The sequence below is a fragment of the Anoxynatronum sibiricum genome (assembly GCF_039414295.1).
In the GTDB taxonomy this organism is placed as follows: Bacteria; Bacillota; Clostridia; order Peptostreptococcales; family Tindalliaceae; genus Anoxynatronum; species Anoxynatronum sibiricum.
Genome location: NZ_JBCITM010000003.1, coordinates 19,952 through 44,840, shown reverse-complemented (window position 1 = coordinate 44,840; position 24,889 = coordinate 19,952). Strand labels below are relative to the sequence as shown.

Genomic DNA, 24,889 nt, shown 5'->3' with positions numbered 1-24,889 from the left:
TTATTCCTGTGATGGGTATGCCCCCTCCCATACAATTCGCCGATACTGGTCGGGATCAGTGTCTCCTTCAGTGCTGATGATGAGAATACGAGATTCGGCATTCATTTGGAGGGCTTTTGCCAAACGCTCCCCATTGGTGTTTTGCTGCATCATTTCTGCCAGAACACCCATACCCACAGCTCCTGATTCTCCAGAGACAACGACAGGATCTCCCGCCATGGGGGCAGCCAGAATTCTCATTCCCCTGGCAGCCAGGGGATCTGCACAGGAAACGAAGGCCCGGGTATATTTCCGCAGGATTTTCCAGCCCAGCAGATTGGGTTCACCACAGGCCAGACCCGCCATAATGGTGGCCATGTCACCGGTAACAGCGTGGGGCATGCCGTCGTCAATACTGGCAGTTCGAAAGTAGCAATCTGCCTGATCAGGTTCCACCACAACGGTTTGAGGACGATGTTCACCCCATTTGGCCGCCAGATAACCCTGAATGGCTCCCGCAAAAGAGCCCACACCCGCCTGAAGAAACACGTGAGTAGGCGGCAGCTTTCCCAGTTCTTTCAATTGCCCGCTGATTTCTTCCATCATCACAGCATATCCCTGCATAATCCAAGCAGGGATTTCTTCATATCCTTCCCAGGCAGTATCCTGTACAACTATCCCATCATGAGCCTGAGCATACTCCCGGGCATGACGCACAGCGTCATCATAGTTCATTTCTGTAATGCTCGCCTCGGCACCTTCCCGTTGAATCATTTCCAGTCGGCGGGCAGAAGATCCCTTGGGCATGAACACCACCGCACGCTGTCCCAGTTGCCGGGCAGCCCAGGCAATTCCCCGGCCGTGATTGCCGTCTGTGGCTGTGACAAATAACAGATCACCCAGCTTTTCCCGCGTTTCCTCTGAGATCAACTGTTGAAAGGTCATGTCATTCATACCGACTCCCAGCCGCCGACAAATGACATTGGCAACAGCATGGATTCCTCCAAGTACTTTAAAAGCGTTGAGGCCAAATCGCTTTGATTCATCTTTAACGTAAATGGCTCCCAATCCCCAGAAGCCTGCCAGGGCTGGCAGATTCACCAAGGGGGTCGGTACATAGCCCTCCATACTGGACACCAGCCGATTGACCGCTTCGATTCGCTCCGGGTGCAGAAAGGCAGCCGGTCCATCTTCTGATACCTGTTGTTCAAAGCGGGGGTTCATCATCCACTCCATGGAATTTGTCAGCGGCATTTACCGATTCCTCCTTCACCTGTCCGGTATGCGGCTACCAGAAATGTATGGTTGCTTACTCTGCAATGACTCGATGGTAGACTTTTTTGCCTTTTTTGATGATCATCTGCCCAGCATCTAAATAGTCAAGGGTGACCACCGTTTCGATGGCAGCGATTTTTTCATCGTTAATACTGATCCCGCCCTGTTGCACCAGTCGCCGTGCTTCTGAACGACTGGCTGCCAGCCCGGTTTCCATCAGCAGTGTCAGGATATCAAGTCCATCTTTCAAAACAGCTTCATTCAACGCCGTGGTGGGCATGTCTTCTGATACACCGCCGCTGAATGCAGCTCGTGCTGCCTCCTGGGCATGTCGGGCGGCTTCTTCACCATGTACAATCTTGGTCGCTTCGAAGGCCAGTACTTCTTTGGCCCTGTTGAGGGCAGCCCCTTCGGCGCTGCATAGCTCTTTAATATCCTCCAAAGATACAAAGGTGAGCAGTTTCAGGGTTTTTTCCACATCTCTGTCATCCACATTGCGAAGGTATTGGTAAAACTCATACGGGGATGTTTTTTCGGGATCCAACCACAAAGCGCCAGATTCAGTTTTGCCCATTTTTTTCCCTTCACTGGTGGTCAACAGCTGAAAAGTGAGGGCAAAGGAATTATCCCGCTCTACTTTACGAATCAATTCATACCCCGCCAGAATATTGGACCACTGGTCGTCGCCACCCATTTGCAACTGACAGTCATACCGACGATATAGTTCCAGAAAATCGTATGCCTGCATAATCATATAATTAAATTCCAAAAAGGTAAGCCCCTGATCAAGGCGGGATTTATAGCATTCTGCAGCCAGCATTCTGTTAACTGAAAAATGCCGCCCAATGTTGCGCAGAAATTCAATGTAGTTCAGTTCCAGCAACCATTCAGCATTATCCACAATGCACGCCTTGCCTTCGTCAAACTCCAAAAACCGTTCAAACTGCGCTTTGAATCGCAATGCATTATGTTGGATCTGCTCCTGAGTGAGCATTTTACGCATGTCGGTTTTCCCTGAGGGGTCACCCACCATGGTAGTGCCGCCCCCCAGCAAGACCAGCGGACGATGACCAGCCTTTTGCAGGTGCATCATCACCATGATCTGAACATAGTGACCCAAATGAAGGCTTTCTGCTGTGGCATCGAACCCAATGTAAAATGTGACCGGTTTTTCCCCCAGCAGCTGCCGCAAATCTTCTTCATGGGTTACCTGTGCAACATAACCTCTCTCTTTAAGCACATCAAATACGTTGGACATATGGGTTTCCTCCTGTAATCAGGGCAATACTAAGCCTCAGCTGTCTGCCCCTGCTGTTTCTCCAAAGTAGCCACTTTCATCTGATTTTCATATAACTGCTCTTGCAGATCTCCGATAATCTCCTGAGCGTTGACAAGCTCATGATCTTTTTCCCTTAGCTGTCGCAATAGCTGTTGGTTACTTTCCCGCAGTTTTTCCTGATCCTGTTTCACGTTGTTCAGTTTTCGCTGCAGTGTGCGTGAATACTCCTTTTCTTGCTGAAGCGAACCGTTTTTTTGATCCAGCTCTTGTTTCACATTGCTTAGTTCTTCATTTGTCGGGGGTTTTGTGTGCTGCAATGTCTCGTAGGCATCCCTCAGCTTCAGCATTTCATCTGCCACATTGATGGCTGTGAGTACTGAGATCTGCGAAACGCTCAGCTGGCGGTTGAGACGACTGACTTCCTGCATTTTTTCATCCACATAGGATCCCACCCGAATCAAGTATTCTTTCGATTCCTTACCTGCAATGGGATACTCTTGTCCGTTGATGCGTATCAGTACACGGTTTTTCTTTTCTGACACCGTTTCTCACCCCTTGGCCCGGATTAATGACCTACATTATAACACACCTTTAGAGCTGTGAAAAGCTTGCCAAAAGCGGCATGCGTAATGGCATGCCGCTCTTGTTAAGGTTCACGGGGTTTATGCCCGCAGGACTGCATTCAGTTCTTTCTTGAGAGATGACACCACTGCATCATAGCACTGGTTCACTTCCCTATCTTTCAGGGTACGTTCATTGTGACGGAATGTGAGGGTATACGCCACGCTTTTTTGGTTTTCGCCCACCTGCACTCCCTGATATACATCAAAAAGGCGGCAGTCTTCCAGCAGTTCACCTGCCTGGCGGCGTATGAGGATTTCGATGGTTTGCACCGACAGCATTTTATCCACCACCACTGCCAGATCACGAACAACCGACGGGTAACGGGGCAGGGGCTTGTAGAGAGGTTCTATTTTTGCCATTGCCAGGACAGCATCGCCATTTATTTCTGCCACACACACCCTTACGTCGTCCATATCATAGTTGGCTGCAACAAGGGGATGAACTTCTCCAAGAGTTCCCATCAGTTGATCACCCACATATATATTGGCACAACGTCCGGGGTGAAAGGTGGGGTGATTGGATTCCCGTTCAAAATCAGGTGATGCCAGTCCCAATGCCTTAAATAGATGAATCAGCATTCCCTTCAGGGCGAAGAAATCATTTCCCTCTCCATAAACTCCCATCACAAGCTCTTTGACTTCCAGAGGCAGCACCGCTTTTGCCTCATCCAGTTGACCGTAAAAGACTTGGCCGATCTCATAGAAGCTGCCTGCCGGAACAGAGCGGCTCACATTGCGACGCAACACTTCCAGCATATTGGGTAAAAGCGTGGTGCGCATCACGCTGGTTTCATCACCAAGGGGATTCAACAACCGAACAAAATCCCGCTTGAAGCTGTCCTCAGGCAATCTGCTGAGATCGACACCCGAAGGACTGACAAAAGAATAGGTGACGGCTTCATAGCAACCCAACCCACTCATGGTACGTTTCAAAACTTCCTCCATTTTCTGCCGGTGAGAGAGCCCCCCCACCATAATATCTCCCGTCATCAGAGTTGCCTTGATCTTGTCATAGCCATAAATGCGGCCGATCTCCTCAATGAAATCCGCTTCCTGAACAAGATCACCCCGGAAAGTGGGCACGGTAATGTGAATGATTTCATCTGCTTCATGAGCTTTTATTTCCAGTGCATGAAGGATTTCCACCATCTCAGACACTTCTAAATCAGTACCCAACAGCGCATTCACCCGATGAGGCCGAAGGGTGTTTTCCCGGGGAGCTGCCGGTTGGGGGTACACATCAATAACACCCGGGCATACCTGCCCGGCTTCAAGTTCTTCCAGCAATTGACACGCCCGGTTGGCTGCCATGAGCGAAAGTTCAGGGTCTTGCCCTTTTTCAAACCTGGCAGAGGCTTCTGTACGAAGACCCAGCTGCTGAGAGGTTTTTCTGATGCGGTCAGCGTTGAAGCAGGCGGATTCCAGTATAATGGCACGGGTTTCAGTCGTCACCTCTGAATTTTCGCCACCCATAACACCGGCAATCCCCAGCACTTTTTCAAGGTCGGTGATGAGAGTCATCTGGTCATTGAGCTTGCGCAGTGTACCGTCCAAAGTCTTGGTGGTTTCATCCGGTTTTGCACGGCGAACAACGATGGACTGCCGGGCAACGATGGCTGCATCAAAGGCGTGAAGCGGCTGCCCCATTTCCAGCATCACATAGTTGGTGACATCCACCACATTGTTGATGGGCCGCACCCCTGCCTGCATCAATCGCTGCTGAAGCCACTGGGGCGACTGGCGTATCACAATATTCTCCACTTTTCGCGCCACATAACGACTGCAACCTTCCGGATCATCTATACGCACACTGGCAGTATCTGTCCAATCAGTTCCAGCTTCTTTAAGGTTGATTGCAGGCAGTTTGAGTGTTTCACCAAGGGTGGCTGCCGCCTCTCTGGCAATACCGATCACACTCATGCAGTCAGGTCGGTTTGAAGTAATTTCAAATTCGATGATTTGGTCCACTGCCGGAAGTGCATCAATAAACCGGCTGCCTGGTGTCTTTTCATCCAAAATCCAGATACCGTCTTTCATGCTTTCGGGAATCAGGTTCTTGGTAATTCCCAGCTCATCATGGGAGCACATCATCCCCTGAGATGCCTCACCCCTCAAGTCTTCTCCCACAATGGTCACACCATTGGGAAGTGTGGTGCCTTCAAGGGCAACCGGTACTGTATCGCCTTCTTTGATATTGGTGGCACCGGTGACAATTTGCAGCGGTTTCTCTTCTCCTATATCCACCTGGGTCACCACCAGCTTATCAGCATTGGGATGTGGTTGGATGGACATGATTTTTCCAATCACCAATTTTTCAAGATTTTCTCCCCAATTTCTGACCTCTTCCACTTTTGATCCCGACATGGTCATCTGATCAGCAAATTCTTTTGTATCCATTGATAAAGCCACATATTCCTTCAGCCATTTAACAGGTACCAGCATCGCTACTCCTCCTCTTATCATCAGTTCTTCTTTGCAGCACCCACCCCATTGCTTCATGCTGTTGAAGTCCACAGGTGCACCATCGAAAATGGAACCAGAGAGCATACACCAGGGTGAAAGCCATTTCCAGCTGTCTAACACGTCATTCAGAACATCTTCGGGACTTCAGTCTGTTTTAACCCTTCTTATGGATCGTCAGTTAGCAGCTTCTTCCTTAGAACTGTGAAAGGAAGCGCAGATCATTTTCATAGAGCAGCCGAATATCATCAATGCCGTACTTCTGCATGGCGATCCGATCAATTCCCATGCCAAATGCCCATCCGCTGTATGTTTCAGGATCGATACCGCAATTGCGCAACACATTTGGGTGAACCATTCCGGCTCCCAGCAGTTCGATCCATCCACTGCCTTTACAGACACTGCAGCCTTCCCCCTGGCATTTAAAGCAGGTAACATCCACCTCAGCACTGGGCTCAGTGAAGGGGAAATAATGGGGTCGAAACTTGATCTGTGTGTGTTCTCCAAAAAGGTGTCGCGCAAAAATTTCGAGACTACCCTTCAGATCCCCAAGAGTGCTGCTCTTATCCACCACCAGTCCTTCCAGCTGATTAAACATGGGGGAATGCGTGGCATCAGGAGTATCATTTCGAAAACAACGTCCCGGTGCAATGATGCGAATCGGCGGCTTGGTGCTTTTCATCACCCGCACCTGGACCGGCGATGTCTGCGGTCTTAAAATCACCTGTTCGTTAATATAAAAGGTATCCGTCATCTCCCGGGAAGGGTGATTTTTCGGAGCATTGAGCATGTCAAAATTATTAGTAACTGTTTCCACTTCAGGTCCTTCTGCCACAGTGAATCCCATCCCGATAAATACTTCTTTCAACTCATCAAGGGTTTGTGTCAGCGGATGCTTTGTTCCCTGGGAGAATACTTTCCCAGGCATGGTGATATCAATGGTTTCCCGGGCAATCCGCGCTTCCATTTCCAGACTGCCAATGCGATCCCGGGCTGCATTCATGGCGGCCTCCACCGCCTCCCGCACTTCGTTGGCCACCTGGCCCATGCGGGGTCGTTCTTCCTTTGGCAGGCTTCCCATACTCCTCAGCAACTCGGTGAGTAAGCCTTTTTTCCCCAGATACTTCACCCGGAGGTTCTCCAGCTCTTTGGCATCTCTGGCAGCCTTCAACACTTCTCTTGCTTCGATCTCCAGTTGTTTCAGATTTTTTTCCATCTCCATAAACTCCCTTCCAGTGGATGATTATGCTCCGCTGTGCTGATGATAAATCAGATGTTTCAGGTAACAAAAAAAGCCCTCGTCTCCCTGAAGGGACGAAAGCTGTTCCGCGGTACCACCCTTATAACTGACGGCGATCCAACCACTAACCCATCAGTGGGCCTGTGACACCGTCAATCTCTCATAACCGTAACGTGGTCTTTTCGTCGATGCCTACTGACAGGTTCAGCACCGCAGCTCCCGGGCGAACTTCCATCACAGTGAGGATCAGGCGCTTTCAGCCGGAGGCACCTTTCTCTTTCGAAACTCCTCTGTAATGTACTCTCCCATTCACAGCCTTTGAATCTTTCGCCGCTGCGCCGCCGTTTTTACAGCTTGACAGCGATGATATCCCAATTCCATCGAACCGATTATACCACAGGCTCTCAGGGAATACAAGGGGCTTCCCCTGAAGGGCTGTTCAGTTCCCGGGCAAGATGAAACATGAGAATACTGCCTGCAATGGCCGCATTTAGGGATTGGATCGTCCCTTTCATGGGAATGGTCACCCGCTGGTCCAGGTTTCTCATGAGAGCATCCCCGATTCCTTTGGCTTCATTGCCGATCACCAACACCAGTGGACTTTGATAACTCTGCTCATAACACGAACTGCCGCCTTCAAGAGCCGCCCCCACTAAACGCAAACCCGCTCTTTTAATGGTGATTCCGTCAGAATCGGCTTCCGATAACTCAATCACCGGCAAATGCAAGACAGCCCCGGTAGCCGCACGAAGGGCTTTGGGACTATATGGATCTGTGGAACCATGGGTAAGCAGCACACCTGTCAATCCGGCGGCTTCTGCCGAACGAATGAGGGTTCCCAAATTTCCCGGATCCTGAATCCGATCCAACATGAGCCAAAATCCGCAGGGCTTCTCCAGCAGTTGTTGTACCTGATGTACCGGCTGACGAAAGACCGCCAGCACCCCCTGAGGATGCTCTGTGTCTGCCATTCGTTTCATCAAGTGAGGAGGCATTTCGTATCCAGGAATTTGAAAGGCTGAAAGGTGTTGGATCAAGGATTGATTTTCTTCCCGGCTGACGAATACATGGTCAACTATAAAATAAACCGGTTCTAAGCCGCCTTTCAGGGCATCCTGTATCCCACCGAATCCTTCCAGCAGAAAAAGCCCCTGCTCCCGACGAAAGCGCCGTTGATGAAGGGCAGTCGTTCTCTTGCAGATCTCATTGGCAGTGCTGCTGATTCCGGTTAATCTCATCAAACCTTCTCCTGTACTTTTTGAAGGTCATCATTTAGACCCACCACCACCAGTACATCTCCACGTTGCACAACCGCATCTGCCTGGGGTGAAACATTGACAACTTCGCCATGCTTGATCGCCAGAACACTTAACCCATATTTTGACCGCACATTGGCTTCCTGCAGAGTTTTATTTATCCATTTTTCCGGGGCAGTGATTTCCATAATGCTATAGTCAGGTGCCAGTTCAATATAGTCTAAAATATTGGTGGAGGTAAGGTTGTATGCCAGACGCACACCCATGTCGCGTTCGGGAAAAATCACCCTGTCTGCTCCAATTTTATAGAGCACCTTGGCATGCAGTTCATCCTGCGCCTTGGCCACCACATATTTGACACCCAGCTCCTTGACTACCAGTGTCGCCATGATGGACGCTTTGATATCTGAACCGATGGCTATAATAGCCACATCTATGTTGCGCATCCCCACAGCCCGAAGAGCGTGTTCGTCTTTTACGTCGATGCTGGCCGCATGAGTTACGTTCTCCGAAAGGTGCTGCACAATGTCAGCGCATTCATCAATGGCCAGTACGTCGTACCCATTTTTGTAAAGAGTTTTGGCTACAGCCGACCCAAAACGACCACAGCCAATAACCGCAAATTGCTTCATTTATGTTCCTCCCCACATTCATCATCCACAATCGATATGTTAACACTTTGGAGGGCAATACCCTTGCTTTATTAGCCCACCATCACCCGCTCTTCGGCATAATGTACCAGGTTTTGATACTGACTCTGGCGACTGGCCAGTGCAAAGGCAATGGTGAGAGTACCCACTCTGCCGGCAAACATGGTGATAATCAGCAGCACTTTTCCTGGTGTGCTGAGCAAGGATGTGATTCCTGTGGAAAGACCTACTGTTCCAAATGCAGAAGTCACTTCAAATAATACCTCCATAAACGAAAACTGTGGCTCCAGAATCGATAATCCCATGGTGACTATCACCACCATCAGCAACCCTATGACCAGAATGGTCACCGCCCGATTCACAATATCAAAGGGAATTTTTCGCCGGAAAATCTCCACGTTCTCCCTCCCCTGAATGACGGAAACAGCCATGATCAGCATGACTCCAAAGGTAACGGTTTTAATCCCTCCTGCTGTTGAGGCCGGTGACCCGCCGATAAACATCAGAATAACTGTTAAAAGCTGAGATGATGTGGTGAGACCTGCCGTATCAATGGTATTGAATCCTGCTGTTCGCGTTGTGAGTGATTGAAAAAAACCAGCCTGTATTTTTTCAAGAAAATGTAAGTTTCCCATTGTATCTGGATTGTTCCATTCCAACAACAAAAACAGGCATGTTCCACCTGCCAGCAAAATGACTGTCATCATAAGAACCAGCCGGGTATGCAAAGCATATCGGCGCGTTTTATAGTGATTAACGATATCTAAGACCACCGTAAATCCCAATCCCCCCAAAATCACCAGTCCGCCGATTGTCAAGTTCACCAGTGGATCTGTCACATAAGGAGTCAGACTGCGCCCATTTCCTATTAAATCAAAACCTGCATTGCAAAAAGCTGAAATGGCGTGAAACACTGCATAGCCAACGCCTGTGGCAAGGCCGTATTCAGGCACGAAACGAAATGAAAGAAGCAGCGCACCCACCAGTTCCAACCCAAAGGTCAGCGCCAGCAGATAAAGTGAAAAACGCACCACCCCCGAAAGGGTATTTTGTCCCACTGCCTGCTGAATCAGAAGCCGCTCTTTTAAAGAAATTCGCTTCCCCAGCATCACCGCAAAAAGAGTCGCCATACTCATAAATCCGATACCGCCAATTTGTATCAGGAAGGCAATCACTGTTTTTCCAAACACAGTCCAGTGGGTCCCTGTATCCACCACCACAAGTCCTGTGACACATACCGCTGATGTGGCCGTAAAGAGAGCATCCACAAGTCCGACAGAGGCTTGATCAATCGAGGCCGCCGGCAGCATCAACAAACTCATTCCCACCAAAATCACCGCTGCAAATCCCATTACCAAAACACGTGCCGGATTCATATATAATCTGCTTTTCAACCCATTACTATTCATGTTCTGCCTTCCTTTTCACGATGTCGTCACCCGCCGAATGCTGGCGCCTGTTTCAGCTATTACTATATCAGATGTCTCAACACCTGAAAAGAGAAAGATCCTGTTTCCATGACCCTAAAAAGAAAACGATTAAAGCCCTTGCGGGGGCGAATGATTTCGTCCCCCTCCAAGGGCTCTTCACTTGAACTTGTCTTGTCTTAAGCGTTTAGTTTATTCTTGGAAAGTTCCACCAGTTGTGAGAAACCTTCTTTGTCATGGATGGCCATTTCTGCCAGCATCTTACGGTTCATTTCAATACCCGCCAGTTTCAGACCATTCATGAAACGGGAGTAGGACATGCCGTTCATACGAGTGGCTGCATTGATACGAGTAATCCACAGTTTTCTGAAGTCCCGCTTTTTCAGTTTGCGACCTTTGTATGCATGGCTCAGAGCCTTCATTACTGTCTGGTTAGCTGTTTTAAACAGTTTGCTTCGGGCACCGCGGTAGCCTTTCGCCAACTTCAGGATTTTTCTATGCTTTTTCTTGGCATTTACTGCCTTTTTAATTCTAGCCATTGTGTTGATCCTCCTCTTTTGACTTTCAGTCTTCGCTTATTGAATCATCTGACGAACTGCTCTTAACTCACCCTTGAAAACAGATGTGGCTTTGCGCAGGTTCCGTTTACGCTTGGCCGACTTCTTCGTCAGAATATGGCTTTTAAATGCCTTGGCACGCTTAATGAATCCTGATTTTGTTTTCTTGAAACGCTTGGCAGCGCCACGGTGACTCTTCATTTTTGGCATGGTGTTATCCTCCTTGTTTGCAAGTTCAGTTATTTATGGCTTGGGGGCAATGAACATGATTAACTGACGACCTTCCATCTTGGCCGCCTTTTCCACATTCCCCGCTTCACTCAATATCTCTTTGAAAGCATCCATTACACGCTGCCCCAGACCAATGTTGGCCAACTGACGCCCCCGGAAACGCAGGGTAACTTTTACTTTGTCGCCGGCCTTTAGAAACTTAATGGCCTGATTGGCTTTTACCTGCATGTCATGTTCTTCAATGTTGGGGCTTAGGCGAATTTCTTTCACATTGACCACTTTCTGGTTTTTGCGAGCTTCTTTTTCTTTTTTGGCCTGCTCATATTTGTATTTGCCGTAATCCATAATGCGGCAAACCGGCGGCTTGGCCATGGGCGCAATTTTCACCAGATCAAGATTTCGATCAATGGCCATCTGCAATGCATCTTTGCCAGATACAATTCCCAGCTGTTCACCATTCTGATCAGTCAGTCTGACCTCTTTGTCCCTGATTTGTTCATTAATTTGCAGTTCTTTAATCGTATGACACCTCCCTGTACTCTGTTGACAGTGCGACTATAAAAAGCGGATCGGTCATAAGACCAATCCGCTTCTGTTTCTTCATTTACTGTTGCTTTTCAGACCATTCCCTCTATAACTCCAGGAAGTGATGGCCACCTGCCTCCGCCGTTCATTTGCCGGCATCAAGCACCATCGAAAGCACCAGTCATGGACCCTGTCGAGTCGCTGCCGCAGGGTGAGAAACGGATCGTTCTACTTGTTGTTCTTGACAATTAAACAGTCTATCAGGTTATTGGTCAGATGTCAATGCCCAGGATGATATTTCTATAATCCGATGAAAATAACCTTCCAGCCCTTTATGCCTCCTGGGGCAATTGTTTTTCCTTAATTTCCTTGATCAGGGAAGCCATCAACTCATCAGCATCCACAGCACCCAGCTCACCGCGGTCACGGCTTCGCAGATTCACCTTATTCTCTTCCACTTCCCGGTCTCCCATAATCATCATATACGGCACTTTCTGTAACTGGGCTTCCCGAATTTTATATCCGATTTTTTCATTGCGGTCATCCAGTTCTACCCTGATCCCTGCTTCTGACAGCTGCTGCTGCAACCCTTTGGCCGCTTCATAATGTCGTTCCGAGATGGGCAGAATGCGTGCCTGCACCGGTGCCAGCCACAATGGAAATTTGCCGGCAAAATGCTCGATGAGAATCCCAATAAACCGCTCAATACTGCCGAAAATAACCCGGTGAATCATGATGGGACGGTGCTTCTCACCATCCGCACCCACATAATTGATATCAAAACGCTGAGGCATCTGAAAATCCAGCTGAATGGTGCCACACTGCCAGGTTCTGCCAATGCAGTCTTCCAGATGAAAATCAATTTTGGGGCCATAGAACGCGCCGTCACCTTCGTTGATTTTATAAGCCAGTCCCCGGGCATCCAGGGCTTCCCGCAGCGCCTCCGTGGCCAGATCCCATTCTTCCTGGGTTCCCATGGAATCTTCAGGTCTGGTGGAGAGCTCCACATGGTATTTGTATCCGAACATTTTATAAACGTAGTCAACAAAGTCGATGACCCCGATAATCTCGTCTTTGATCTGCTCCGGCAGCATGAAGATATGGGCATCGTCCTGTGTGAAGCAGCGCACCCGCATCAGCCCATGAAGAACGCCCGACATTTCGTGGCGATGCACCAATCCCAGCTCACCCATGCGAAGCGGCAAATCCCGGTAACTGTACATTTTACGTTTGAATACCAGAATGGAACCGGGGCAGTTCATGGGCTTGACAGCATAATTACCCTCATCAATCTGTGTGAAGTACATGTTTTCCTGGTAATGATCCCAATGACCCGACTGATGCCACAGGTCTTCGTTGAGAATAATGGGGGTTTTAATTTCATCATATCCCCGTTTTACATGTTCATAGCGCCAAAAATTTTCCAGTTCATTACGAATGACCATGCCCTTGGGATGAAAGAAAGGAAAGCCCGGACCTTCTTCCTGAATGCTGAAGAGATCCATCTCTTTGCCGATCTTACGATGGTCACGTTTTTTGGCTTCTTCCATCTTGTCAAGATAATCCTGCAGATCTGCTTTTTTGTCAAATGCTGTGCCGTAAATCCGCTGCAGCATTTTGTTCTTTTCACTGCCCCGCCAGTAGGCACCTGCTACGCTCATCAGCTTCACGGCCTTCACCCGCCCAGTGGAAGGGGCATGTGGACCCGCGCAGAGATCGACAAATTCTCCCTGCTGATAAAATGAAATGGGGGCATCTTCTGGCAGGTCTTCGATGAGTTCCACTTTATAGTCTTCCCCATGTTTTTTCACATAATCAATGGCTTCATCCCGGGGCAGCTCAAAACGGGAAACTTGATGATCTTCTTTGATGATTTTTTTCATTTCAGCTTCAATCTTTTCCAGATCCTCCGGTGTAAAGGGATGATCCGTGTCAATATCATAGTAAAAGCCATCCTTGATGGCAGGGCCAATGGCGAGTTTCGCCTCTGGGTAGAGGCGCTTCACTGCCTGGGCCAGAATGTGGGAACCAGTGTGCCGCAGAAAGACCTTTCCTGCTTCATCTTCAAATTTCACCAGACTCAGTTCAACGTCTGACTCCAACGTCGTGATATAATCAACCGGTGCTCCGTTGATTTCGCCTCCAATAGCCGCTCTGGCCAAACCAGGGCTGATATCTTCTGCCACCTGCTGAACGGTTACCCCTTTGGGGTATTCACGGACAGTGCCGTCTTTTAGTGTCACTTTAATCATGGACATCTTTGTTCCTCCTTTTTAAATCATCAAAAAACCCTTCACTCCCTGGGATCAGGGCGAAAAGGGTTCGCGGTTCCACCTGAATTGACTTGTACGCTGGTCAGTCATCTCATTAAGACGATAACGGAGTCACCGGCTTTCCATTATAGAAAGCAGCTATTCGGATGGTACCTCAGGGTTCTGCCAATAAGACGCTTTCAGCCAGGGCGTCTTTTCTCTGTCAACTGAAGAGTTACCTGAGACATGTTCCGTGTCATGGCCATTCTGAAGGGTTTGTTTATATGACTGATTATACGCTTGCCTTGTTGATCTGTCAAGCAACTACGCCTGTTCTTTCCAAAAGTCGGGGGTCATGAGAATAAAGACAGTGAAAAGCTCCAGCCGTCCCATGAGCATGAAAAGGGACATGAGTCCTTTTGCAGGCGTACTGAAAGCAGCATAGTTCTGTGTGGGTCCCACAAAACCGAAGCCAGGCCCAATATTTCCAAGGGTAGCGGCCACCGCGCTGAATGAGCTGGTCAGATCAAGGCCTTCAAGGCTGAGCAGCATGGTACCCACTGCCATGATCAGCAGGTAAAGAATGTAAAAGCTGGTAACGCTGGCAATGACATCAGGTTCCAGCATTCGGTGATGAATGCGCACCGGCACCAATGCCCGAGGATGCAGAATACGCATGATTTCCCGTCTAATCAGTTTCACCAGTACCAGCAGCCGAATCACTTTGATGGAACCACCGGTGGAACCGGCGCACCCACCCACAAACATGAGAAAGAAGAGAACCGACTGGCTAAACTGGGGCCACACTTCATAATCCACCGTGGCATACCCAGTAGTGGTGGTGATGGAAGCCACCTGAAAAAAAGCGTGACGCAACGTGGTGAAGACACTGCCATGATACTCCCACTGCAAATTAAAAAAGATCAACAGCGTGGCGGTGCCAATGATCAGCAGATAGAATCGCAACTCCTCATTTTGGTAAATATCCCGCAACCGGTTGCGGTAGAGGGCGTAGTAGAGGGAGAAATTGATGCCGGAGGCCACCATGAAAATGGCAATCACCCATTGCACGTAAGCGCTGTGATACCCCCCAATACTGGCATTCAGTGTTGAGAAACCACCGGTGCCCACAGTACCGAAGGTGTGCACCAGGGCCTCATACAGCGACAACCCGCCGAACATCAGCAACACCGTTTCCAGCAATGTGATGCCCAGATAAGCCGTATAGAGAATAGTGGCCGTGTGTTTCATTTTGGGTGCCAGTTTATCCGCCACTGGTCCAGGCGTTTCTGCCTTGAAAATCTGAAATCCACCCACCCCCAAAGCCGGCAGTACAGCCAATGTCAACACCAGAATTCCCATACCCCCCAGCCAGTGGGTGAAGGATCGCCAAAATAGAATGCCTTTGTCAAGACCTTCAATTTCTTCCAGAATGGTGGCTCCTGTGGTGGTTAATCCTGACATAGTTTCAAAAAACGCATCCATCATTGATGGGATAGCGCCGGAAAAGTAAAAGGGAAGTGCGCCAAAAAAAGAAACCGCTAGCCAGCCGCCAGCCACGATGATCAGAGCCTCTTTTGCCCGGATACTCTTGGATGAACCGCTGATTTTTTGCAACACCAAACCCACTGTGAGAGTGAGTAACATCACACCCAAAAACACAATGGCGCTGGTTTCGTCATATAATAGCCCCACCAGCATGGCCGGGGCAAACATGATAGCTTCAAAAATTAATAAACTTCCAATCACTTTAGCGATAATTCCATAGTTCACTTAAGAATCCTCTCCTGGGTGGATAAAAGTATTCTTCAATGCGGGACATTTCTCCACTTAGAATAAATACAACGATCCGGTCTTCCGGCCGTATGTGGGTAGTGCCGTCTGGAATGAGCACATCATCGCCCCGAAGCACTGCACCAATGATGATGCCTTTAGGAAGCTCCAAGTACTGAAGCTGGTCCCGGGTCACATAAGCCTCTGGTTTAATGACAATTTCCAGCGCTTCTGCCGAGCCGCCCAGTAACAACGAGATGGAAGCCACTTTGCCTCCCAGTACATACCGGAGAATTTCACTAGCCGTAATGGTCACCGGATTCACCGCCACATCAACCCCAAGTTTTTCGATGATGGGAATATAATTGGGGCGGCTCACTTTCGAAATCACATGCTTCATACCAAACTGTTTGGCCAGCAGTGCCAACAGAAGGTTTTCTTCATCCAGCCCCGTGAGGCAAATCAAAGCATCTGCTCCGAAAACTCCTTCCTCTTTCAGCAGGTTGATATCGGTGCCGTCTCCGTTGATGACCAGTACATTCCCGAAGGTTTCTGCCAGGTATTTGCACCTTTCCCGATTGCTCTCAATAATTTTTATGTTCATTCCCAGATCCACCAGGTATTCAGTCAGGTAGTATCCAATGCGACCCCCACCCAATATTACCACATTATCCACTTCTTTTTTTTCAGTGGAAACACCGCACCTCCCAGAAAAACTGGCAACGTCTTCACTTTCTCCAATGAGATAAAGAACATCGGTTTCTTCAATAAGAGTCTCTCCGTGCGGTATCACAATGTCGCCTTCCCTGACAATAGCAGCCACCAGCACTTTTTCCCGGATGTTCAGATCCTTTAACTGGTATCCGGCTATATTACACATGTGATTGACATGCACATCCGCCATCACGATTCTTCCCTGAGCAAAATCTTCCACATGCATGGACATATCCCTCAACAGATAGTTGCGGATTTCCTGAGCAGTTGTTTGCTCCGGGTTGACAATATAATCGATATTCATTTCTTCTTTAATGAAATCTGACTGGCGGGAATACTCCGGGTTACGCACCCGCGCAATGGAGCGTTGACAGCCCATGCGCTTTGATAAAAAAGCAATGAGGATATTGGTCTCATCATCATCAGTAACAGCAATGGTCAGATCCAGTTCACCAATGTTGGCCTTTTTCAGACTGGTGATTTCCACTCCATTATGCTGAATGGCTAACACATCCAACTGATCAGCTGTTTTTTGCAAGGCTGCCTGCTTCTGGTCCATCACCACCACATCATTATCTTTAATGGCAAATGCTTCCGCAAGCTGATAGCCCAACTTGCCCATGCCCACAATCAGCACTTTCATTAGACTGCTCCTCACTTTCCATCTTTTCCATAGCTGCAAACTGCCATCATAACGTTATCTCAACTGGCATTGTTCATGTATTGTATCATAAGGTCACTGAAACCAGCAACCACAAAACCGCCCGCGCAAAGTTATCATCACATTTTCCCGTACCATAGCAAAAGCACAGTGCCGTATGACACTGCGCCGTAAATTTGATTACATGAGCTTTTGAATATCACTGCTTTCCATTAACTCGTCCACGTAAACCATCATGGCTTCCTGCTGTTTTTCCTGCAAAAGCTGGTTCCGAAGCATTTCTTTCATTTCATCATAAGGTGGCAGTTCCATCATGGCCAGTTCTTCCGGTGACAGTTCCTGCCCGCTTTCTTCCATGGCCTCCATTTGCATTTCATACTGCATTTCGTAGAAGCTGTACATTTCCTGCAGCTCAGCCTCTTCCACTTCCATATCTCCCACAGCATGCTGCAAAAGTGCTTCAATGGTCATTTCGATTTTAAGGGTTTCTTTCAGTTCTCTTTCAGTGAACATGGTGCGTTCCAGGATGTCTTTGAAAGCTTCCTCTGTTTCGAACTGGCTTTTCAAATTCTCAAACTCAGTTTCAACCGCCTCTTCGTTTACTTCCAAAGAAAGCTTCTCTGCCTCCTGAAGCATCACTGCCTGCTGAATCAGGTGTTCCAAAACGCTTTCTTCCACCTGCAGCCGTAGTTCATCGCCTTCTTCTCCGCTGAAGTCCATCCCCTGTTGCTCATAGGACCAGATCATTCGTTCTGTGGTGCGGTCAAAGGAACCCTGATAAATCGCATTGCCATTCACCATGGCCACCGGTTCACCAAGCTCCACCTCAGCAGCTTCCGGTTCTTCGGAACCACCACAAGCGGCCAGCAGTGCGATCATCAACATCAGCACCAGAAGTCCTGCGACTTTACTGATCCCGGTTTTTTTATTTTTTTGACTTTTCATGTACATTGTCAAGCTCCTTTCACTTTGGCTGATAAGCTACGGGCTCATGGTAACATATGAGACAAAATAATGCAAATCGTTGATGATCACATCCACAAACAGCAAGGTGCGTTAAAGCAATCATCAGTACGTATATCCGCCAAAAGACTGTTTTCTGTCTTGTGATTAGAAACAGTTTCACAGGGTATTTCCAAATGAACTAGCCGTTTAACCATCTTCAGTATCATGGAAAGGAAGTTGATTATATGAGTCCCTCTTCATTAAAAAAGCTGGTGATCTACTACTCCCTGGAAGGCAATACGAAACTCATGGCAGAAACCATGGCAAAGGCCATTGACGCTGACATTTTCGCCATTGCTCCCAAAAAGGAGATCCGCTCCAAAGGTTTTTCAAAATATTTCTGGGGTGGCAGCCAGGTGATGATGAAACGAAAACCCACATTGATGCCTCTATCTCTCAATCCCCAAGAATATGATCTCATTATTATTGGAACACCGGTATGGGCATGGACCTACTCACCTCCCATTGCGACACTTCTTGAAGAAGTTGATTTCAGCGGCAAACAAGTGGCCCTTTTCAGCTGCCATGGCGGTCAGAACGGCAAGACATTTCTTCACATGAAGGCACATCTGCCTGACAGCCAGGTGCTTGACACCATCGATTTTTTTGAGCCCTTGAAGAATCACACAGAGGAATGTATTCAACAGGCTTCAGACTGGGCACGCCACTTATCGCAATAAAAGACACCCATCAGACCACTTGCTCAGAGAAGTCTGATGGGTGCCTTATCATTTTATTAATACTCCGGCGGCAGGGTCATCATTTCTTCATAGGTGAAGACAGGCCCGTCGACGCACATGTAATGACTCCCTACCTTACAGTGGCCGCATTTGCCCGCACCACACCGCATGTGGGTTTCAAGAGTCACCAGAATGTCGGTTGGTTTCATTCCCAGGGCCATTAAGTCTTTAGCCACTTTTTTGATGCGGCTGGGAGAAGCACACACCAAAGCGGTGGTGTGCTGCCAGTCCAGTTTCAGCCCCGGTAAAAGATCGTTCACGTAGCCGTTGTGGGCTTCCACCTGATCAGTGGGGTCTTTCAGGGCATAATGCACTGTCACCCCCGACGCCTGACCCCATACCTTCATTTCATCTTTGTAAATCAGTTTTTCGTAGCGCAGGGCACTGGCCATAATTTCCACCCGGCCAAAATCTTCCCGATTTTTTAATACCGGCTCCAGAATGGTGCGCAGGGGTGCCATGGCAACACCGGACCCAACAAAAACCAGGTGGCGCCCTTTCAGGGGCTCATAGGGAAAAGCTCTGCCGTAGGGTCCCCGAAGGCCAATTTTATCACCGGGCCGCATCTGGTACAGCGTCTCTGTGACTGATCCCACATTTTTAAAGTCGAAAACCAGTTCATCCTGCTGATCCGGTCCAAAGGGGATGGACAGAGGTACTTCTCCCTCTCCAAACACCGTGACCTGAAAGAATTGACCTTTGTGTGCGTCCTGTACCCGGCGGGAGGAATCATCATACGTCACAAACATCCGCTTGATTTCAGACGTCTCCTGTTTCATACGGGTAATGGTAGCCACATCGGGGGCATATAGCCCCCGGCGGGCGTTAACTTCACGGTCGTAAATTTCATGGCGCATGGCAGTGATCTGATGAACTGCCGGTTCGGTGGCCTGCTCTCTGACTGTTTGCTGCATGGCATGAATAATGTCAATAATGCTGATATAGGTGGGACACACATCAGTACAGCGGCCACAACCGGAACAACCCTTGTATCCGAACCGTTCCTCAATGTACTTCAGTTTGTCATAAATGCGGTAACGCACCCGGGAAACCGCATCCCTGGGATTATGATGCTCTGCATTCCGGGTGAAATGGTCGCTCTGACAAGAATCCCAGTAGCGCACCCGCTCCCCCTGGTTTTCTTGTTGTCTCTCTTCCACCACATTGAAACAGGTACAGGTGGGGCATACATTGGTACAGCCGGTACAGCCAATACAGGCGTGGGCTTCGTCCAGCCAGAAATCGGCATCAAAGGTGCGGGCCATGTCATCCCATAGATTGGTGAGATCCATTTTCAGAGGGAAGCTTTCTTCCACCTGTTGCCGAAGCGTCTCTTTTTCCTGCATCAGTTGGGAAACTGCCGGTGTAAACCACTTTGCAGCCGCATCAATCAGAACTTGTCCTTTTTCAGTGGCCACTTCCACCAGATATTTTTCCTCCAGTTCTGTCAGTGCCAGATCATGGCCAACGGTGGAAAAGACGCCGGTACCCACAGAAGTACAGAAGCAGTGCTTTCCTGCCCGCAGGCAGTTGACAGCCACAATTGTCACGGTTTCCCGTCTTGACTGGTAGTTGGGATCCAAGAATTCTTTGAGATAAAAACGGTCAGTATAGGCAATGCCATAGGTATCACAGGCGCGAACACCGTAGAGTATCCGATTGCCGGCATGGCGATGGGCCAGGTTTTCCACCTGAACGCCTGATTCCCTGCGTTCCCAGCTGAAAAGAGCTTCCTTCTGCTCAAACACCATTTCTTTCACCGGAAGTGTGAGATTAATATAGTCTTCTGTCCGCTGTACCTCATCCATAGGCTGAAGGGTAATATCCTTTCCCCGGCCACTGGGAACATACACAGGTGTTTGCTGGTTCCATGTTTCCAGAACAGCATCCAAACTTTTCTTCTTTAGGGTATACAACCTTCTTTCACTCATGACGCCACCTCGATTCGAACCGCCGATACTTTCAGGGCGGGAATGTTGATAATGGGATCCAAGTTTCTGCCGGTGAGCCGGTTGACGGGGATTTCTGCAAAGTGAAAGGGGATAAATACGGTTTTTTCATTGATTCGGTCAGTGATCATTGCCGGTGCCGTAATGGTGCCCCGGGCTGAGGTGATGCGCACCTCCTGATGTTCCCGAATTCCCAGATCTGCCGCATCTTTGGGATGAATTTCCACAAAGCCTTTGGGGTATTCCCTGTCCAGTGTCCAAATTTTCCGGGTCATGGTGCCGGTATGATAGTGATGGGTCACCCGCCCGGTGGTGAGGATGAAGGGAAATACTTCGCTGCGCTGGTCGCCGATGAGTTCCCAGTCATTGACAGTGAAAAGACCTTTCCCGCGTTTAAACTCACCCTCATGAAGAATGGGTGTTCCGGGATGATCTTTGGCGGGACAGGGCCATTGCAGACCCACTTCCTGAATCCGCTCATGGGTGATGCCGCCGTAAGAATCCACCAGCAGATTGATCTCATCCATCGCCTGGGTCGGCGACTGGTAATCCACCGCCATGCCAATCCGCTTCATGATCTCATTGATGATTTCCCAGTCCGGCTTGCAATCTCCCACGGGTTCAATCACTTTGCGGATCAGCTGTACCCGCCGTTCTGTATTGGTATAGGTGCCGTCCCGTTCCAGAAAACTGGCGGCTGGCAACACCACATCGGCATACCGGGCTGTTTCTGTGAGGAAAATATCCTGTACCACCAGAAAAGGGATTTTTTCCAGGGCATGAATGGTGTGGGTTTGATCAGGGTCAGACAGCACCGGATTTTCACCCACAATGTACATGGCCTTCATGATGCCTTCATCCATGAGATCAAACATTTGAATAATGTTATTACCTCGCAGACAGGAGAAATCACCCCATACTTTTGAAAAGCGTTCTTTCGTCTCCGGCCATTCCGGCCACTGGTATCCGGGGAGATAGTTGGGAAGGGCTGCCATATCGCCGGCACCCTGCACATTGTTCTGTCCCCGCAGGGGGTTGATCCCTGTTGAAGGGCGTCCCACGTGGTTGGTCATCATGGCCAGATTAGCCAGCGCCCGGATGCTTTTAACGCCGGTTGTCTGCTGGGTCACTCCCATGGTGAAAAGAATCATGGCCTTATCCGTTTTTGCGTAGGTGCGGGCAAACTGGCGGATAGTTTCCGCCGTCAGTCGGGTGATGGGGGCCGCCCATTCCGGCGTGCAGTGGGCCACTGATGCCTTCACCGCTTCATAATTTTCGGTGCGGGTTTCGATAAAATGCTGGTCTACCAGATCTTCCTCAATAATGACCTGCATCATGGCATTGATAAAGGCCAGGTTGGTGCCGGGCTCAATGGGCGCATAGGCGTGGGCAAAATCGGTAAGGCGAATTTTTCGTGGGTCCACCACATAAAGCTGTGCCCCTTTTTCAAGAGCTTCAAAAATGCGGGTGCCCACCAGCGGGTGTTGCTCTGTGGTGTTAGACCCTATGACCAGAATCAGTTCTGCATCACTGACTTCATCAATGGAGTTGGTCATGCCGCCGGCGCCGAAGGAGGTGGAAAGACCTTCCACCGTAGGGCTGTGTCAGAGACGGGCGCAATGATCGATGCTGCTGGTCTTCAGCCCGGCCCGGGCCAGTTTTACCAACATGAAGTTTTCTTCGTTGGTACAGCGGGCAGAGGTGACCACTCCAATGGTATTGGTATTGTCGCCGCCAGTCATGGCAGCTTTCAGGCCTGTCGCCACTTTTTCATATGCCTCTTCCCAGGAAGCTTCCCGGAATGATCCGTCAGCCTGGCGGATCAGGGGACTGGACAAACGCCGGGAATCTTTGACGAAGGCAAACCCGTGCCAGCCTTTGGAGCAAAGCTTTCCCTGGCTGACCACATGGTTATAGCTGGGAGTCACCCCCAGCATGGTACCATCATCGGCCATATTGACATAAATGCCACAGCCGCAGCCACAGTACCCACAGGTGGTTTCTTTGCGTTTCACATGAGTTCCTCCTTTGAAGACTTTTTTCTGAATAAGGCATTTTTTCTGCCTTTTGTCCCTGGCAAAAAAATACCCCTGTTAAAAGAAACGAAACGCATCACTATGTCCTTCTTGTGTCCTCATTTTCTGTTAACAGGGTTTTCATAGGGGTCGTGCCGGCCAATACACTCTTTTCGCGGACAGTGGCTGCAGTTCCGATGCAGGGTTTTTCCCGAAAAGCGGATGCCCGACATTGATTTCAGGGGACTCATCAGCAAGTCCCGGGAAAGGGTGACACCCACCTCAAATGCTGCCTGATGCAACAATTCAAATATTTGAGTCTGACCTGCCAGGGGCCAGTCTTCCAAAGAGCCGGGATTCACCATGGATGCATTAGTCAGGCAATAACGGGTGTCCACTTCTTCCAGCAGCTTTTCCAGGGCCTGTTGGCAGGCTATTTCCGTCATCAGCTCTGCCACATACCGGTCAGTAATCCCGGTGAAGCTTTGGGCCCAGTCTTCCAGAGATCGACCGCAGGTTGCCAGAAAGGGGAAAATCAGCTGTGGTTGCGCTGTCTGTTCCTGTAGAATCCGGCTGTCGATGCGAATACCAGCGGCAGTGACAAATCCGTCTCCTGTGTCATCAATGGTCACCGGAAGATAGGCCCCGCCCAGATTACCTACAGATTCCGCCTGCCGTGCCAGCGCCGATACCCGTCTCCATCGCGGTGATTCTTCCGGAATTGCCAGCCTTGTTGCCAGTTCTGAACGAGACAATGTGAATGGAATGGATGCAAGAATCACAGCTTCCATGAAACGATTCCCCTCCTCACACGTTTGGTGAATTTCATTGTAGCGCAAAAAACCGGCAGTCACAAGGCTGCCGGCATGGTTGAGGACAAAGGGCCTGAAGGGTGATTAGAAAATGAATCCGGCCACCAGAAAAGCCACAGCAGATAATCCTGCTGCCATAAATCCATAATACATCTGGCTGAGGGCATGCTGGAAGTTATCGCAGCCGCAGGCCGCCGAGGTGAGGATGGTGGCGTCGGAATAAAAGCAGATATGACTGCCGAAAACGCCGGCTGAAAGAACCGCACCGATGGCTATAAAGGGATTGGCACCCACACTCAGTGCCAGAGGAATCACAATGGGCAGGGCGATGATGTACATGCCCCAGTTGGTGCCGGTAATGAACTCGGTGATGGTGAGCACAATGAACACCACCAGCGGCAGTAAATGGGGCGTCATGAGGGGCGTGGCCGACTCGATGATGAAGGAGGTGAAGCCGATCTGCTCATTGGCTTCCGCAAAAAGGAATGCCAATACCATGAGCATCAGGGGATAGATCATATTTTTGATGCCTTTGATGGACAAATCCCAAAATTCATCGGCGGTCATAATTTTTTGAGGAATGTAAAGCACGTACATGAAGGCCACGGTGGTAATAACGCCCATCATCATATCCACTTCAAAGTAAATGGTGGCCGCCACCAGAAAAATCATGGGTAAAAAGAAATTGTAGATTTTAGGATTTTCAGGGGTTTCAACGATTTCGCCTGCTTTAATATCAATTTTTTCTGATCCGGGAGGCGCCAGCACGCCGGTTTCCTGCGCCCGCTGCTCTGCTCTTTTCATGGGGCCAACAAGAGGAACTACACCGATGATCACCAGCGGCACAATGATGACCGCAATCCAGGCATAGAAATTATAGGGGATGGTACGGATAAAGTACAACATGCCTTCTCCCCGGGGGGCGAAACCATTGGCCTCTAGAAGTGCTGCCGCAAAAACAGCCCAGGTGGAGATGGGAATCAGCACGCAAATGGGAGCCGCGGTGGAGTCCACCACATAGGCCAGCATTTCCCGAGAAACCTTATGGCGATCTGTGTTGGGTGCCATGCAGGAACCCACTGTCAGTGAGTTGAGATAATCATCAATAAAAATGCCAATCCCCAGAATCCAGGTCCAGATCAGGGTGCTTTTTCGGGTTTTGGCCCGCTTTGAGACCCATTCGCCAAAGGCAAAGGAGCCGCCGGCTTTTTCAATGAGAGCAATAATACTGCCCATGAGGCCGCACACGACCCAGAGCCAGATCATGTCATAATCCATGCTGACATCCAGCAACCCATCGATGAAGGCCGTAAAAAACCCACCCCGATGACCAATGAAGAATCCCATGAGACAAGCCAGTGTCAGTGCTTCCAGAATACGCTTCGTGTAAAAGATGTAAGCGATAAGAAAGATGGCGGGAATGACGGAAATAAAGCCCATGTTGTCCATAGATTGCCTCCTTTAAT

At 49.3% G+C, this 24,889-nt stretch carries 20 protein-coding genes, 1 pseudogene and 1 other annotated feature; of the genes and pseudogenes, 1 reads left to right on the top strand and 20 read right to left on the bottom strand.

What is annotated here, in order from left to right; all coding sequences use genetic code 11:
* From dpaL to AAIG11_RS03825, 15 genes are all read right to left on the bottom strand, one after another.
* Entirely contained in the window at positions 1-1,227 is a 1,227-nt protein-coding gene (dpaL, locus tag AAIG11_RS03895; protein WP_425499407.1) for a diaminopropionate ammonia-lyase, read from the bottom strand.
* A gap of 61 nt (positions 1,228-1,288) precedes the next feature.
* Positions 1,289-2,512, bottom strand: coding sequence for a tyrosine--tRNA ligase (gene tyrS, locus AAIG11_RS03890; RefSeq protein ID WP_343184966.1), 1,224 nt, complete (start codon positions 2,510-2,512; stop codon positions 1,289-1,291).
* A 29-nt stretch (positions 2,513-2,541) separates the two neighbouring features.
* Complete coding sequence (locus AAIG11_RS03885) at positions 2,542-3,075, bottom strand: cell division protein ZapA (RefSeq protein ID WP_343184965.1); 534 nt, start codon at positions 3,073-3,075, stop codon at positions 2,542-2,544.
* 120 nt (positions 3,076-3,195) lie between these two features.
* Positions 3,196-5,598: a phenylalanine--tRNA ligase subunit beta gene (pheT, locus tag AAIG11_RS03880; RefSeq protein ID WP_343184964.1), complete on the bottom strand. Its 2,403-nt coding sequence runs from the start codon at positions 5,596-5,598 to the stop codon at positions 3,196-3,198.
* A 214-nt stretch (positions 5,599-5,812) separates the two neighbouring features.
* Positions 5,813-6,832, bottom strand: a complete 1,020-nt coding sequence (gene pheS, locus AAIG11_RS03875) for a phenylalanine--tRNA ligase subunit alpha (protein WP_343184963.1) — start codon at positions 6,830-6,832, stop codon at positions 5,813-5,815.
* A gap of 91 nt (positions 6,833-6,923) precedes the next feature.
* Positions 6,924-7,178: a binding site (T-box leader), on the bottom strand.
* 82 nt (positions 7,179-7,260) lie between these two features.
* Complete coding sequence (locus AAIG11_RS03870; protein WP_343184962.1) at positions 7,261-8,094, bottom strand: TrmH family RNA methyltransferase; 834 nt, start codon at positions 8,092-8,094, stop codon at positions 7,261-7,263.
* Positions 8,094-8,744, bottom strand: coding sequence for a potassium channel family protein (locus AAIG11_RS03865; RefSeq protein WP_343184961.1), 651 nt, complete (start codon positions 8,742-8,744; stop codon positions 8,094-8,096). Before AAIG11_RS03865 ends, AAIG11_RS03870 begins: the two co-directional genes overlap by 1 nt.
* A 71-nt stretch (positions 8,745-8,815) precedes the next feature.
* Positions 8,816-10,171 carry a TrkH family potassium uptake protein gene (locus AAIG11_RS03860; RefSeq protein WP_343184960.1) on the bottom strand — a complete coding sequence of 452 codons (1,356 nt, stop codon included), beginning with the start codon at positions 10,169-10,171 and terminating at the stop codon, positions 8,816-8,818.
* Between the two features lie 197 nt (positions 10,172-10,368).
* Positions 10,369-10,728 (bottom strand): 50S ribosomal protein L20, encoded by a 360-nt coding sequence (gene rplT, locus AAIG11_RS03855; protein WP_283407765.1) that lies wholly within the window; start codon positions 10,726-10,728, stop codon positions 10,369-10,371.
* A 36-nt stretch (positions 10,729-10,764) separates the two neighbouring features.
* The gene (gene rpmI / locus AAIG11_RS03850) at positions 10,765-10,956 is read right to left on the bottom strand and encodes a 50S ribosomal protein L35 (RefSeq protein ID WP_343184959.1); all 192 of its coding nucleotides are present in this window, start codon (positions 10,954-10,956) and stop codon (positions 10,765-10,767) included.
* 33 nt (positions 10,957-10,989) lie between these two features.
* Positions 10,990-11,496, bottom strand: coding sequence for a translation initiation factor IF-3 (infC, locus tag AAIG11_RS03845; RefSeq protein WP_283407917.1), 507 nt, complete (start codon positions 11,494-11,496; stop codon positions 10,990-10,992).
* A 338-nt stretch (positions 11,497-11,834) separates the two neighbouring features.
* The gene (gene thrS / locus AAIG11_RS03840) at positions 11,835-13,754 is read right to left on the bottom strand and encodes a threonine--tRNA ligase (RefSeq protein ID WP_343185177.1); all 1,920 of its coding nucleotides are present in this window, start codon (positions 13,752-13,754) and stop codon (positions 11,835-11,837) included.
* Positions 13,755-14,078: 324 nt separating this feature from the next.
* The gene (locus AAIG11_RS03835; RefSeq protein WP_343184958.1) at positions 14,079-15,527 is read right to left on the bottom strand and encodes a TrkH family potassium uptake protein; all 1,449 of its coding nucleotides are present in this window, start codon (positions 15,525-15,527) and stop codon (positions 14,079-14,081) included.
* On the bottom strand, positions 15,505-16,884 hold the full coding sequence (gene trkA / locus AAIG11_RS03830; protein WP_343184957.1) for a Trk system potassium transporter TrkA: 1,380 nt from the start codon (positions 16,882-16,884) through the stop codon (positions 15,505-15,507). The genes AAIG11_RS03835 and trkA overlap by 23 nt, the downstream gene beginning before the upstream one ends.
* A gap of 198 nt (positions 16,885-17,082) precedes the next feature.
* The gene (locus AAIG11_RS03825; protein ID WP_343184956.1) at positions 17,083-17,847 is read right to left on the bottom strand and encodes a SurA N-terminal domain-containing protein; all 765 of its coding nucleotides are present in this window, start codon (positions 17,845-17,847) and stop codon (positions 17,083-17,085) included.
* Between the two features lie 245 nt (positions 17,848-18,092).
* On the opposite strand from AAIG11_RS03825, the gene AAIG11_RS03820 reads away from it, so the two are divergent.
* Positions 18,093-18,587, top strand: coding sequence for a flavodoxin family protein (locus AAIG11_RS03820; protein ID WP_343184955.1), 495 nt, complete (start codon positions 18,093-18,095; stop codon positions 18,585-18,587).
* A gap of 56 nt (positions 18,588-18,643) precedes the next feature.
* On the opposite strand, the gene AAIG11_RS03815 is transcribed toward AAIG11_RS03820, so the two are convergent.
* The 5 genes and pseudogenes from AAIG11_RS03815 to AAIG11_RS03795 form a co-directional block, all read right to left on the bottom strand.
* Positions 18,644-20,578, bottom strand: coding sequence for a 4Fe-4S dicluster domain-containing protein (locus AAIG11_RS03815; protein ID WP_343184954.1), 1,935 nt, complete (start codon positions 20,576-20,578; stop codon positions 18,644-18,646).
* The gene (fdhF, locus tag AAIG11_RS03810; RefSeq protein ID WP_343185176.1) at positions 20,575-22,434 is read right to left on the bottom strand and encodes a formate dehydrogenase subunit alpha; all 1,860 of its coding nucleotides are present in this window, start codon (positions 22,432-22,434) and stop codon (positions 20,575-20,577) included. The genes AAIG11_RS03815 and fdhF overlap by 4 nt, the downstream gene beginning before the upstream one ends.
* Positions 22,435-22,461: 27 nt before the next feature.
* Positions 22,462-22,611, bottom strand: a pseudogene (locus AAIG11_RS03805) (hypothetical protein); the annotation flags it as partial.
* A gap of 119 nt (positions 22,612-22,730) precedes the next feature.
* The gene (locus AAIG11_RS03800) at positions 22,731-23,402 is read right to left on the bottom strand and encodes a hypothetical protein (protein WP_343184953.1); all 672 of its coding nucleotides are present in this window, start codon (positions 23,400-23,402) and stop codon (positions 22,731-22,733) included.
* A 105-nt stretch (positions 23,403-23,507) separates the two neighbouring features.
* Complete coding sequence (locus AAIG11_RS03795) at positions 23,508-24,872, bottom strand: Na+/H+ antiporter NhaC family protein (RefSeq protein ID WP_343184952.1); 1,365 nt, start codon at positions 24,870-24,872, stop codon at positions 23,508-23,510.
* Between the last annotated feature and the right edge of the window lie 17 nt (positions 24,873-24,889).